This window comes from Cellvibrio sp. BR, from assembly GCF_000263355.1.
GTDB lineage: Bacteria > Pseudomonadota > Gammaproteobacteria > Pseudomonadales > Cellvibrionaceae > Cellvibrio.
This window is the reverse complement of sequence record NZ_JH668201.1, coordinates 46,366-58,892: the sequence shown is the minus strand read 5'-3', so window position 1 is coordinate 58,892 and position 12,527 is coordinate 46,366. Positions and strand designations below refer to the sequence as shown.

Below are 12,527 nucleotides of genomic sequence, written 5' to 3'. Positions count from 1 at the left end.
TAAGCGCGGAAGTATAGCGACTTGGGCGCCGCCGGTAAACCAAAAACCACAATATCTAGTGTTGTAAGGCAGCTTAAAGGCGACGATCGAGACTATACCCGCCGCAAGCCTTCCCCTAGAATGACGCCCTATGACTAATACCCTGCACCCAACAACCACTGAACGCGAGATTTTCAGCGTTAGCCAGCTTAACCGACAGGCACGTCAACTGCTGGAAACCCACTTACCGCTGCTCTGGGTGGAGGGCGAGCTCTCCAATGTATCTACCCCCTCCTCGGGCCACTGGTATTTCACCCTGAAAGACGAGCAAGCCCAAGTGCGCTGCTGCATGTTCCGCAACCGCAATATGCTGGTGCGCTTTAAACCACAGCAGGGGCAACATGTACTACTGCGCGCCCGCGTCAGCCTTTATGAAGGCCGCGGCGACTACCAAATCATTGCCGAACACATGGAAGAAGCCGGTAGCGGCGCCCTTCAACGCGCGTTTGATGAACTAAAACACAAGCTGTCGCAAGAGGGACTGTTTAACGAGGCACACAAAAAAGCCCTGCCTCCGCTGCCCAAACACATTGGGGTTATCACTTCGCCGACAGGCGCCGCAATTCGCGATGTTCTCAGCGTACTTGAACGCCGCTTTCCCGGCATTCCCGTCACCGTGATTCCCGTTGCGGTACAGGGCAAAGAATCCGCACCGCAAATCGTAAAAGCCATAGATCTAGCCAATCGCTGCGGCTTGTTTGATGTACTACTGCTAACCCGTGGTGGTGGCTCGATGGAGGATCTTTGGTCATTTAACGAAGAGAGTGTCGCGCGTGCGATTTTCAACAGCAAACTGCCTATTGTTTGCGGCGTCGGCCACGAAGTGGATTTCACTATCGCCGATTTTGTCGCCGACCTGCGTGCACCCACACCATCCGCAGCGGCAGAACTGTTAGTGCCCGATGGCGATGATTGGCTGGATAAATTTATCGGTTTTGAAGTGCTGCTCGAGGAGGCGATGCTGCGCCGCTTGCAGCAATGGCAAAAGCATTTGCACAACCTGCGTCAGCGTTTGCGCCACCCGCGTGAACGCTTGGAACAGCAGGCGCAGCGGCTGGACAACCTGGAGTTGCGCCTCAAAAATCACATCCATAAGCTACTGGCGAACTACAAAAACCAGCTGATACAACTACGACTACGCCAGCAAGCGCATCACCCGCAAATCAGACTCGCACAATTATCCGAGCGCATTAAAAACGCCCAAACACGGCTGCATACGGCGCAACACCGGTTGATTGATCGCAAAAAACAAGCCTTGGGCGAATCAGTGCGTATGCTCAACACGCTCAGCCCACTCAGCACCCTTGAGCGCGGCTATGCGCTGGTGACTGACACCCAAACCCGCAAAGTCATTAGCGACAGCGATCAAGTCATTCCCGGCAGTGAAATCAGTGCCCGCCTTGCGCACGGCGAATTAATTTGTCGCGTGCAATCCATCCGTAAATAAACTGCGTATAGATTGCGAACTAAATTCGTGGCCAGTATATTGGCCACCTTCTTGTCGGAGCGCCTTGGTGCCTCACTTAATGAGTGAGCCATACGAAGGCTGAGATGGGTTCGGCCCAATCCGTAGAACCTGAACAGGCTAATACCTGCGGAGGGAACAAGGTGCATCAGCCACGGCTATTGCCCGCTCTCCGCCTCGACTCAGAGGCACTATGACCACACAATCTTCGACCAAACAATCCGCGGCCAACCTCAGCGCACACCATTCATCCACCCCACAAACTATTGCCATAGCGGGTGCCGGTTTGCTCGGGCGTTTACTCGCCTGGCAATTAAACAAAGCCAGGCTTGATGTCACCCTGTTTGAAGCCGGTAGTTTTACGCCCAGCGAACCCCAGAGCAAACGCGCCGCCGCGTTTACGGCGGCAGGCATGGTTGCACCGCTGAGCGAAGCCGTGGTGTCGGATGAAGGCGTTTACCGTATGGGCCAATTTGCGCTCACCCATTGGCCGCGCTGGACCAATCAACTCAATACTGATAGCACCACAACAGACCCGCTCTTTTTTAGCAACGGCAGCTTGGTCGTGGCACATCCGCAAGACGCCAGCGAGCTGGAACAATTCGCCCGCGAATTACATTTTGTCATTCCCGCTTGCAACAGTTATCAACAAATAACCCAAACACAAATTCAGGCGTTAGAGCCGGATTTAAGCCCGAATTTTCAGCAAGGACTATTTCTGCAAGAAGAAGGTCACCTGCACAATCGTGAATTTCTACGGCTATTGGGCGATAACATTATTAATAGCGCGATTAAAGTGCGAGAACACACCGCTGTCGATGTCGCAGCGGGAAAAGTCATCGCCAACGGCACTGCAGAAGAGTTTGATTTAGTCATTGACTGCCGCGGGCTGGGCGCCAAACCCCAAATGCGACAATTGCGCGGCGTACGCGGTGAGACCCTGCATGTAGAGACCAGTGAGATTCGCCTGCAACGCCCGGTGCGTTTAATGCACCCTCGCTATCAACTTTATGTGGTGCCGAAACCAGGCAATCGTTTTATTATCGGCGCAACACAAATTGAAAGTGAGGATCGCTCACCGGTTACACTGCAATCCAGCCTTGAACTAAGCAGCGCGCTTTACACCTTATCACCCGCCTTTGCCGAGGCGCGTATTATCGAAATGGACACCAATTTGCGCCCGGCGTTTATGGACAACTTACCGAAAGTAAATATTCAGGATGGCCTGATCAGCGCTAATGGATTATTTCGCCATGGGTATTTACTCGCACCGGCCGTGGTTGAAAATGTGCTAGCGCATATTTTTAAAAAACCGGAGCCGATTTTTTCTGCACTGTTAAATCACCACTAAAAAGCACGAGCTTATGACCATTGAACTGAGTGTAAACAACGAAATCAAAACGCTGGCAGACAAGGTGCTGCTCAGCGTTGCCCTACAACAATGGGGTTATGGCGACACTAAAATCGCCGTGGCGATTAATGGCGAATTTGTACCTCGCTCGACTTACCCTGAGCGCGAATTATTGAATGGCGATCAAATCGATATCGTCAAACCGGTTGGTGGAGGTTGATATGAGCTACAACAAACCTGAAAAAGATTTCACGCTCTACGGCGAAACATTTTCCAGTCGTTTTTTATTGGGCACCGCCCTTTATGCATCGCCCCAATTAATGCGCGAATCGGTTATTCAATCGCGCAGTGAAATTGTGACGCTCGGCTTGCGCAGGCAAAACCCGGCCAATCGCGATGGCGATGCAATTTGGCACTATATTCAGGAAAGCGGCTGCCGTTTGCTGCCCAATACTGCCGGTTGTAAATCGGTAAAAGAAGCCGTGACGCTGGCTGAAATGTCGCGCGAAATTTTTAATACCGATTGGATCAAACTGGAAGTAGTCGGCGACGATTACAACCTGCAACCCGATCCCTTTGGGTTACTGGAAGCTGCGGATATTTTGATTAAAAAAGGTTTTAAAGTACTGCCCTATTGCACCGATGATTTAATTTTATGTAAACGACTATTGGATGTGGGCTGCGAAGTATTGATGCCCTGGGGCTCACCCATTGGCACCGGCCAGGGCTTGTTAAATCGCTACAATTTACGCACCCTGCGCGAGCGCATTAAAGACGTACCGATGATTATTGATGCGGGACTGGGCGCGCCCTCGCAGGCCGCCGAAGCAATGGAAATGGGGTTTGATGGGATTTTATTAAATACGGCAGTGGCCAAGGCGCACAACCCGCCACTGATGGCCGAAGCCTTTGCCGATGCAATCGATGCAGGCCGCAAAGCATTTAAAGCAGGCTTGATGCAAAAACGCCAAACGGCCAGCCCGAGTACCCCAACCATTGGCCAACCCTTTTGGCATCAACAGTAATTTTAACGGGCGTTAATATCAGGAAACTGGCGGCGTATTGTGATGAACTATTTGTTTACTTAATACGGCCGCTGATATTTGCAAAACCCTCTTCTATTTTGCGTAAAATTTTTGGGTCTTTTGCATCACCCGATGAGATGTACATTTGCACCATTCGACTCAAGCGCTGCAAATGAAATTTCATTTCCTCTTGCCTAAGCGAGGCATCCGCAACTACTTGAGTGATGCTATTACCCTCTTTACCCGCCATGGATTCAAGGGACTCACGCAAATCTTCTTTGAACAACATGCTACCTTTAAAGGTGGTAGCAATATGAAAAATAACGTTTTGCAATGCATGTAGCTTTCGGTCACCGTGGGTATAGCCCACCGAGGTCAAACAATCGCGCAATTGCGTAAACCAATTCTGTAGCTGCAAATTTTGTTGCAACATCCGCTCAGCAAATTCAGGAACACCACTACCATGCACTACATTGGGCAGCGGCAATTCGCTGCGAAGAATCATGGTAGTCACAATGTCGCAACTGCGATACAAATAAGCGGCGCGATTCATCTCCAGAATAGGAATCACCTCACGCCAACGCCGCCCCTGCGCCTTAAAGCGATTAAAATAAATACCCACAATTGAATCGGCAACGGCAAGAATTTGCCCAGCAATGGAAAGTTCGCTCTCCACTTTAGCCAAAGGGTAACCCGTGCCATCACAGCGCTCGTGATGCTCACTGACCGCAGCAACTATCTCAGCAGATAAACCGGGAACATCCATCAAAATACTACGCGCAATTTCCACATGGCTTTGTATATGCAGCCAATCTTCAGCGGTTAATTTTTCGGATTTATGAAGGATTTGCGGATCGATGTGCAACATACCAATATCATGGGCAATTGCCGCCCAAAATATTTCACCAGACTCCGCCGCAGGCAAGCGCATCTCCTGCGCGATGTAAAGTGCCCAGAGGCTCACGCAGAGTGTGCGTTGATATAAATCATTCATTTGCGCTGCCATCACCGTCAAATACTGCTGCAATAACGGTAGATCCGCCAACTTGGCACATACAGGCTCAAGAGAACTCAGAGGATGCTTCTGCTCTGCTAGAGCTTGAAAATATTCGGTTGAACGAATCGTGCCCAACAAATGCTGCAGCAAATCGCTTGAGGTGATAACTGTCTTTAATTCAATAGAATTGGCGAGCGGGCGAGCGAGAGTTTTACCCTGGAGGGCGAGGCAGGTTTTTTCATCAAGCGGCGCTGACCGCGCAAGCAATAACTCACCATTTACAGTGTAAATATCGTCAGCCACCACTGCCGGATTAGCTGCCGATAATTTAACCAGATAATGAAGATAAGGATCCAATTATGATGGACTCCATTCAAGCAATTGATTAACCCCGCCGACACTATAAAAACGCGCGACAAGCCTCATCCATGTTTTTTATTTTCCCACCAATCAACGCAACACCTGCAGCCTGGAAAATCCTAGCCAAGCAATAAACGCCAGCCCCATACCGTCAATAAGCCCAGCAACAGGCTATAACCCACCATCGAGGCAGCCAACCGAGGCGCTAAATTATGAGTGGCAGCCAGCACACCAGCAGAAATCATCGCGGGCATTGCCGCCTCCAGCAAAATCACATCAGCGGCCAAACCGCGCACATCAAACAACCATAGCCCGCCCCACGCAAAAGCCGGCGTCACAATTAATATGTAGAACAATCCCAATAATAGCGGTGATAAATGCTCGCGCTCTAACGCAAATCGCCACTGCAGCCCCACAGCCACCATCACTACTGGAACCAGTGTAGACGAAATTCGCGCAAGCACCGCCTCCAACCACGCCGGATAGCTACCAAACATAGCCACCATGAAAGCGATTATCAGGGTAATAAATGGTGGAAATAACAAGATGTTGCGCACAATGCCAAGTACCGACCCGTGACCTGCTGAGTAATAGCACGCGAGCCCAACACCTACTGTATTAAGTGCGATAAATGTGCCTAACTGATCATAGAGAATGGCATAGGGTAAGGCGTTTACCCCCAAATGCGCTTCAATCAGCGGGATACCTACGAAGCCCGTATTCCCCAATGTAACGAGCAGCAACATTGCCCCCGTCACCTCGCGTGACCAAGACAACATGCGCGCAGTCACCCAGGTAAGCACTGCTGCAAATAGCATAATCAACCAGGCAGCAACTACGGTAATAACTGCCTGATGACTAAACGAAAGCTTGGGAATTTCAAGCAGAACCAATGCCGGCAAAGCTACATAAATGACGTATAAATTAAGTGAAGCCGAACTATTTTCCGGCAACCGCTTGCTGCGCTGAAATAACAACCCAATAACCAAACAAATAACTACTAGCGCAATATTGGACATAAATGACACTTACAAAAACTAAAAATAGCGAGGAAACCAGAGAACAAACCGCCCTTGGATTTGTGCCCCCTTAGTGTAGACACTACACCGAAAGCTCTGGCGTAGTGCAAATAGAAAATCATAAAAAAACCCGCTCTGCTTTGTATTTCAGGGCGGGTTTGTCAGTCGTTCTAAAATGTTGGGAATTACATATGGTGCCCGAGGCCGGACTTGAACCGGCACGACCAAAAGATCGACAGATTTTAAATCTGTTGTGTCTACCGATTTCACCACTCGGGCAGAGTGCTTTTACTTCGGTAAGTAAAAGAAAAATGGAGGCGCGACCCGGAGTCGAACCGGGCTCAACGGATTTGCAATCCGACGCATAACCGCTTTGCTATCGCGCCATTTCGAGAGGCCGCAATTCTAGCGGACTCATTTTAAAAATCCTAGTCTTTTATAGAAGCTGCTATAAGGTTTTTTACGGATTGTTCAAATGCTGGTCAAGTCGTTTAAAAAGCCGTTATTTTTCGCCTGATGATGGCAACAAAAATGGCCAGGCAGCACGCAGATATAAAATCATTGACCAAAGGGTCAGTGCAGCCGCGCCCGCCAAGGCAACAAACCCCAAGGGAATTAATACGGGTACATTCATGAGCAATACGATAATTGCTGTCATTTGCAGGGTAGTTTTTATTTTTCCGATACTGGATACCGCCACACTTGCGCGCTGCCCTACCGCCGCCATCCACTCGCGCAGCGCTGAAATAACAATCTCACGACCAACAATTACGGCCGCTGCAACTACAAACCAGGCTGAATCATGATGAAGGGTGACAAGCAATAATAACGCAATAGCTACCATTAACTTGTCAGCAACCGGGTCAAGAAAAGCGCCGAAAGGTGTGCTTTGATTGTATTTGCGGGCGACATAACCATCGGCCCAGTCAGTAATCGCCGCCACGCTAAAAATAATTGCGGTGACAATATGCGCCCAACCAAAGGGGAGATAAAAGACAACAACGAATAGCGGAATCATAAATATCCGCAGTAAGGTCAATTGGTTGGCAAGATTCATAGAGAGGTCTCAGGTGGCGCTAGATGTCGTAAAATCGGTGCAGATGATACACCAGCACCATGGTTTTCACATCCCGTGACGCTTTTGTGACAGCACCGCAGGGTTAGTCATTATGAAAAAACGCATGAATCTCCTCAGCCAACTTCTGGCTGATGCCGCTTACCCGCGCAAGATCACTGATACTTGCATTTTTGATTTCATGTAACCCACCAAAATGACGCAACAAATCACGACGCCGAGTAGCGCCTATTCCGGGAATATCCTCCAAGGTTGATGTTTTACGTTTTTTATCGCGCCGCTGTTTGTGGCCGGTAATGGCAAAACGGTGGGATTCATCGCGGATGTGCTGAATCAAATGCAATGCCGGTGAATCGCCCGGCAAGACAATCTCATCGCCCGTTTCACCATCAAACAAAGTTTCAAAACCCGCCTTACGTGTTGTCCCTTTGGCTACGCCAATTAGCTGTACACCCTGCACACCCAATTCACCGAGCACTTCAATCGCTTTACCCAGCTGCCCTTTGCCACCATCAATCAGCAAGATATCGGGCAGCTTACCCTCACCATTTTGCAGGCGTGTGTAACGGCGAGTTAGCGCCTGCTCCATTGCGGCATAGTCATCGCCGGGGGTTATGCCATCGATATTAAATCGGCGGTAATCCGATTTGAGTGGACCATTGGTATCAAATACCACACAGCTGGCTACGGTTAGTTCACCGCTGCTATGGCTGATATCGAAACACTCCATCCGCTGCGGGGTTTCCTCTAATCCTAACGCCTCCTGCAAAGCGACAAAACGATCCAGCGAGCTCTTTTTATTATTGATATGCGCGATAAGGTTTTGCTGCGCTGCGGTTGCTGCCATTTGCAGCCACTGGGTGCGATGACTGCGCACTTGGTGATTGATAAATACCTGACGCCCCGCTGCTTGCTGCAGCGCAGCGCTAATTACTTCCACATCTTCCAGCGGCTGACTCACAATCACTTCGCGTGGAATGTCACGCCCGCTACTGGCCAGATAAAACTGGGGAATAAATTCAGCAAGAATTTCTGCAGGTGTTTCTGCGAGAGTGGAAGCAGGATAAAAGCTGCGACTACCTAATATTCGCCCTTGCCGCACAAACAATATGTGGACACAAATTGCAGCGGCGCGCATTTCTGCCGCGATTATGTCGATGTCGCCATTGCCCTCTTCAATCACTTGTTGCGATTGCACGGTACGCAGAGCAGTAATTTGATCGCGATAATCTGCCGCCTTTTCAAACTGCAGTTGCTGCGACGCCAAGTCCATTTGATCCGCAAGTTCACTGAGCAATTTATCGCTATTTCCCGTTAAAAAAAGCCGGGTGTGGTGCAGATCTTTTTGATAATCCTCGGGCGAAATATAATCCACGCAGGGCGCAGTGCAGCGCTTGATTTGATATTGCAAACAGGGGCGTGTGCGATTTTTGAATACACTGTCTTCACACTGGCGCGAACGAAATGTTTTTTGCAAAAAGTTCAGACTGTCTTTAACTGCTCCCACGTTGGGAAAAGGGCCGTAATAATCGCCGCGCTTTTTCTTTGCACCGCGATGAAAAGAAATACGCGGATAATCCTCACCACTGGAAATAAAAATATACGGGTAGGATTTATCGTCCCGCAGCAAAATATTATATGGCGGACGATTTGACTTGATGAGATTCTGCTCAAGGATCAGCGCCTCCGTCTCACTGGCCGTAACCGTGACCTCGATACGCGCGATACGCGAAACCAGCGCCTGGGTTTTTGGTGTTAAACCCGTTTTGCGGAAATAACTGGCAAGGCGCAATTTGAGGTTTTTGGCTTTACCAACATAAAGAATACTGCCATCAACGCCAAACATTTGATAAATGCCCGGTTGCTGGGTGGTGTTGGCTAAAAAACGGGAGTGATCAAAAAGATCGGCACGCTCTTGCGTCATAGAAATACTATCTGCCAAAACTAACTGCCACAGGGCGTTAGCTGCAGCAGAAAAAGGAACAGCAGCCGTTTATACGACTGCTTCTGGATCGAGCAGGTTGTGTTTTACTGCTAACAGCGTCAATTCCACATCGCTGTTGATAGAAAGCTTTTCAAAAATACGGTAACGGTAAGAGTTAACGGTTTTTGGACTAACACAAAAAGTAGTGGCTATATCGTTCACTTTTTGGCCATTCGCAATCAGCATCGCCGTTTGCAGCTCACGCTGGGAAAGCTTTTCAAATGGCGATTCCTGACTATTCGAACCGGAAAAGGTTCGCAGTGCCAACTGCTGTGCAATTGAGTTACTCATGTAGAGATCGCCGCGAATCACTTTATTAATCGCATCCGTAATCTCGGTAAACTCTGCCCCTTTGGTGACGTAACCTACTGCACCCGCCTGCATCAAGCGGGTTGGGTACAGGTCATCGTCACAAGCGGTAACCGCGATAACTTTGAGCGTTGGATTCACTGTCAGTAGTTTTTTGGTCGCTTCAAGGCCACCCATACCGGGCATTTTTACATCCATCAGTACAACGTCAGGCTTCAAAACGCGCGCCTTGGCATCCCCAACCACCTGATAGCCGTCTACATCGGCTAACATACGCACTATCCCCATGCGAACTAGATCGTGATCATCGACTACGAGAATCTTTGTCAAACTAGCCCCCAATCCGAAACCGGACTCATAAACATTGTTGTTATAAAGTGGTCACTATACCCAGAAGATTTACTGCCACATTTTTAACGATTGTAGTGAGACTCTCAGCAAACTACCACTATTTAATCGCCCGTTTACGCCTTCTCAAATACCAATAATCGATTTTTGCAGTTTTTGATTTGTCTTTTAGTTATGAAAACTAGATGAAGGGTTCAGCCACTACACCCAAAAACTCATGGGTAAACCCGTGGCTCCATCTCCAAGGTGACGCCAAATTGTGCCCTAACCGACTGCTGAATTAATTCCGCCAAAGCCAATACCCTTGCTCCAGAAGCTCTATCTGGATTAGTAAGTACCAGCGCTTGTTGGGCGTGAACCTTTGCACCAGCCGCTTCCTTACCGCGCCAGCCAGCGCGATCAATTAACCAGCCAGCCGCGAGCTTGACGCGAACCGTATCAACGGGGTAACTGACTATGTCGGGATAAGTTGTGCGCAATACCTGCAATTGCGCCAAATTGATAATAGGGTTTTTAAAAAAGCTGCCAACATTCGGCGTAAGGGCCGGGTCTGGCAGCTTGGATTGACGAATAGCAATAACCGCCTCACTTACCGCTTGCGGGCTGGGATTATCAAGACCGGCCAAGGTGTCGCGCAGCGCAGGGTAGGATAAGTTCAGCTGCGCAGTTTTGCGCAAGCGAAAGGTCACCGACGTAATAACATATTGATCTTTGAGTGCTTGTTTAAAAATGCTGTCACGATAATCAAACCGGCAACTTTCATTAGTAAAATTCACGACGATGCCTGAGCGAATTTCAAGCGCACTCAATTCAGTGATTAGATCTTTTACTTCCACACCATAAGCGCCGATGTTTTGAATGGGGGCAGCGCCGACACTGCCAGGAATCAGCGACAGGTTTTCCAATCCATAGAGTGCATTGTCCAAGGTGTACTCAACCAGGTGATGCCAATTCTCCCCTGCAGCCACTTTTAGCCAAACAAAATGTTCATCCTCCGCGACTACTTCTTTACCCTGGGATTTCAACTGAACCACCACCCCGGGAAAATCAGCACGCAACACTATATTGCTGCCGCCACCTAAAACTAACAGCGGTAAATTTTCTGTGCGCGCAAAAGTTAATGCCTCACGTAACTCATCGTCATCCTGCACGGCGACATAAAAATTTGCCACCGCTGGCACAGCGAGGGTGTTGAGTTTTTGTAAATTAAAATGCGGTAAAAAAAGTGGCACAGCGACATCACCTTAACAATATGACTTTATACAAATTTAAAAAAACAGGCTTAGTACAAACGCTGACGAATATGTTTTAACAAGCCCTGTGCTGCATCTTCCACCAAATCCAATACCAGCTCAAAGCCGTCACTGCCGCCGTAATAAGGGTCGGGCACTTCACGGTAATCACCACGCGCACCAAATTCCAAAAACAAGCCTAAATGACCGGTAAAATGCGCCGGTTTCAGCTGCTGTAAATCCGAAAGATTAGCTTCATCCATCGCCAGTACATAATCGAATTCGTCAAAATCGCGCGCCGTAACCTGACGTGCACGCAATACCGAAAGATCGTAGCCACGCGTGCGCGCTGCAGCGACGGTGCGTGAATCAGGCGCTTTGCCTATGTGCCATGCACCGGTGCCCGCCGAATCAACCATAATTTTTTGATCTAATTTTGCATTCGCCACCAATTCACGAAAAATGCCATCCGCCGTGGGCGAGCGACAAATATTGCCGAGGCATACAAATAAAACGTTGGTCATACTATTCACCCAATTAACGGCACCGATTATTTTTCCAGCAATGCTTTTACACGCAGTAAATCCGCTTCGGTATCCACACCGCCCGGTACGGCAGCGTAGGCTTCGGCGATATGAATTGCTTCGCCATTAGCAAGCACACGCAATTGCTCAAGGGATTCAATTTTTTCAAGCGACGCCTGTGGCCAGGTAATAAAACGATTTAACAGCGCCACACGATAAGCGTAAATACCAATGTGCCGCTGCGCCGGGAAATCATCCGGCAAACTAGTCACCTCAGCTTGCGCAAAATGATCGCGCGCCCAGGGAATGGGCGCGCGGCTAAAATACAATGCTCTGCCCACTTGGTCTGCCACCACTTTTACAATGTTGGGATTGCGAAAATCGTCGAGCGAATGAATGGGTTCACTCAACGTAGCCATACTGGCGAAACGATTGTTGGCGATATTTTCTGCGACCTGATTAATTACTGCGGGCGGAATGAGGGGTTCATCGCCCTGCACATTCACCACTATGTCGTCATCGCTCAAACCTAATTGCGCGACCACTTCTTGCAGGCGATCAGTACCGGAATTGTGTGCGGCAGATGTCATGCAGACGCGGGCACCGAAGGCTTTGGCAACCGCTTCAATGCGCGTATCGTCGGTTGCAATAACAACTTCCGTCGCGGCACTTTCACAGGCGCGCTCGTACACGTGTTGAATCATCGGCTTACCCGCAATTTCTTTTAAGGGTTTGGCAGGCAAGCGGGTGGAAGCGTAACGGGCAGGAATGACAACATAAAATTTCATAGCAAGATTCC

General features: G+C 49.2%; 12 protein-coding genes, 2 tRNA genes and 1 riboswitch. Of the genes, 4 read left to right on the top strand and 10 right to left on the bottom strand.

From position 1 onward, the window contains the following. Positions 1-130: 130 nt before the first annotated feature. The 4 genes from xseA to O59_RS05480 all read left to right on the top strand — a co-directional run bounded on the left by xseA (position 131) and on the right by O59_RS05480 (position 3,880). Positions 131-1,486, top strand: coding sequence for an exodeoxyribonuclease VII large subunit (gene xseA / locus O59_RS05495; protein ID WP_007640396.1), 1,356 nt, complete (start codon positions 131-133; stop codon positions 1,484-1,486). A gap of 45 nt (positions 1,487-1,531) precedes the next feature. Further along, positions 1,532-1,659: riboswitch (TPP riboswitch) on the top strand. A gap of 38 nt (positions 1,660-1,697) precedes the next feature. After that, entirely contained in the window at positions 1,698-2,855 is a 1,158-nt protein-coding gene (locus O59_RS05490; protein WP_007640395.1) for an FAD-dependent oxidoreductase, read from the top strand. Between the two features lie 13 nt (positions 2,856-2,868). Continuing rightward, positions 2,869-3,075, top strand: a complete 207-nt coding sequence (thiS, locus tag O59_RS05485) for a sulfur carrier protein ThiS (protein WP_007640393.1) — start codon at positions 2,869-2,871, stop codon at positions 3,073-3,075. A 1-nt stretch (position 3,076) separates the two neighbouring features. Next, complete coding sequence (locus tag O59_RS05480) at positions 3,077-3,880, top strand: thiazole synthase (protein ID WP_040391580.1); 804 nt, start codon at positions 3,077-3,079, stop codon at positions 3,878-3,880. Positions 3,881-3,935: 55 nt separating this feature from the next. Here O59_RS05480 and O59_RS05475 read toward each other — a convergent pair whose 3' ends face one another. From O59_RS05475 to kdsB, 10 genes are all read right to left on the bottom strand, one after another. Beyond that, entirely contained in the window at positions 3,936-5,234 is a 1,299-nt protein-coding gene (locus O59_RS05475; protein ID WP_007640382.1) for an HD-GYP domain-containing protein, read from the bottom strand. A 122-nt stretch (positions 5,235-5,356) separates the two neighbouring features. Further along, positions 5,357-6,256: an AEC family transporter gene (locus tag O59_RS05470; RefSeq protein WP_007640380.1), complete on the bottom strand. Its 900-nt coding sequence runs from the start codon at positions 6,254-6,256 to the stop codon at positions 5,357-5,359. Between the two features lie 192 nt (positions 6,257-6,448). Next, positions 6,449-6,535: transfer RNA gene (locus O59_RS05465), tRNA-Leu, on the bottom strand. A gap of 33 nt (positions 6,536-6,568) precedes the next feature. Further along, positions 6,569-6,642 (bottom strand) — tRNA-Cys (locus O59_RS05460). Positions 6,643-6,758: 116 nt separating this feature from the next. Continuing rightward, entirely contained in the window at positions 6,759-7,313 is a 555-nt protein-coding gene (gene pgsA, locus O59_RS05455) for a CDP-diacylglycerol--glycerol-3-phosphate 3-phosphatidyltransferase (RefSeq protein WP_007640377.1), read from the bottom strand. 103 nt (positions 7,314-7,416) lie between these two features. Continuing rightward, on the bottom strand, positions 7,417-9,255 hold the full coding sequence (uvrC, locus tag O59_RS05450) for an excinuclease ABC subunit UvrC (RefSeq protein ID WP_007640376.1): 1,839 nt from the start codon (positions 9,253-9,255) through the stop codon (positions 7,417-7,419). 69 nt (positions 9,256-9,324) lie between these two features. After that, positions 9,325-9,954: a response regulator gene (locus tag O59_RS05445; RefSeq protein ID WP_040391578.1), complete on the bottom strand. Its 630-nt coding sequence runs from the start codon at positions 9,952-9,954 to the stop codon at positions 9,325-9,327. Between the two features lie 233 nt (positions 9,955-10,187). Next, the gene (murB, locus tag O59_RS05440; protein WP_007640373.1) at positions 10,188-11,204 is read right to left on the bottom strand and encodes a UDP-N-acetylmuramate dehydrogenase; all 1,017 of its coding nucleotides are present in this window, start codon (positions 11,202-11,204) and stop codon (positions 10,188-10,190) included. A 50-nt stretch (positions 11,205-11,254) separates the two neighbouring features. Further along, positions 11,255-11,728 (bottom strand): low molecular weight protein-tyrosine-phosphatase, encoded by a 474-nt coding sequence (locus O59_RS05435; protein ID WP_007640372.1) that lies wholly within the window; start codon positions 11,726-11,728, stop codon positions 11,255-11,257. A gap of 26 nt (positions 11,729-11,754) precedes the next feature. Beyond that, entirely contained in the window at positions 11,755-12,516 is a 762-nt protein-coding gene (gene kdsB / locus O59_RS05430) for a 3-deoxy-manno-octulosonate cytidylyltransferase (RefSeq protein WP_040391576.1), read from the bottom strand. Between the last annotated feature and the right edge of the window lie 11 nt (positions 12,517-12,527).

Bases quoted from the DNA above. Each gene is read 5' to 3' on its own strand.
- xseA (WP_007640396.1), top strand. From the start codon at position 131: ATGACTAATACCCTGCACCCAACAACCACTGAACGCGAGATTTTCAGC.
- pgsA (WP_007640377.1), bottom strand. From the start codon at position 7,313: ATGAATCTTGCCAACCAATTGACCTTACTGCGGATATTTATGATTCCG.
- kdsB (WP_040391576.1), bottom strand. From the start codon at position 12,516: ATGAAATTTTATGTTGTCATTCCTGCCCGTTACGCTTCCACCCGCTTG.
- O59_RS05470 (WP_007640380.1), bottom strand. From the start codon at position 6,256: ATGTCCAATATTGCGCTAGTAGTTATTTGTTTGGTTATTGGGTTGTTA.
- thiS (WP_007640393.1), top strand. From the start codon at position 2,869: ATGACCATTGAACTGAGTGTAAACAACGAAATCAAAACGCTGGCAGAC.
- O59_RS05490 (WP_007640395.1), top strand. From the start codon at position 1,698: ATGACCACACAATCTTCGACCAAACAATCCGCGGCCAACCTCAGCGCA.
- O59_RS05435 (WP_007640372.1), bottom strand. From the start codon at position 11,728: ATGACCAACGTTTTATTTGTATGCCTCGGCAATATTTGTCGCTCGCCC.
- uvrC (WP_007640376.1), bottom strand. From the start codon at position 9,255: ATGACGCAAGAGCGTGCCGATCTTTTTGATCACTCCCGTTTTTTAGCC.
- O59_RS05480 (WP_040391580.1), top strand. From the start codon at position 3,077: ATGAGCTACAACAAACCTGAAAAAGATTTCACGCTCTACGGCGAAACA.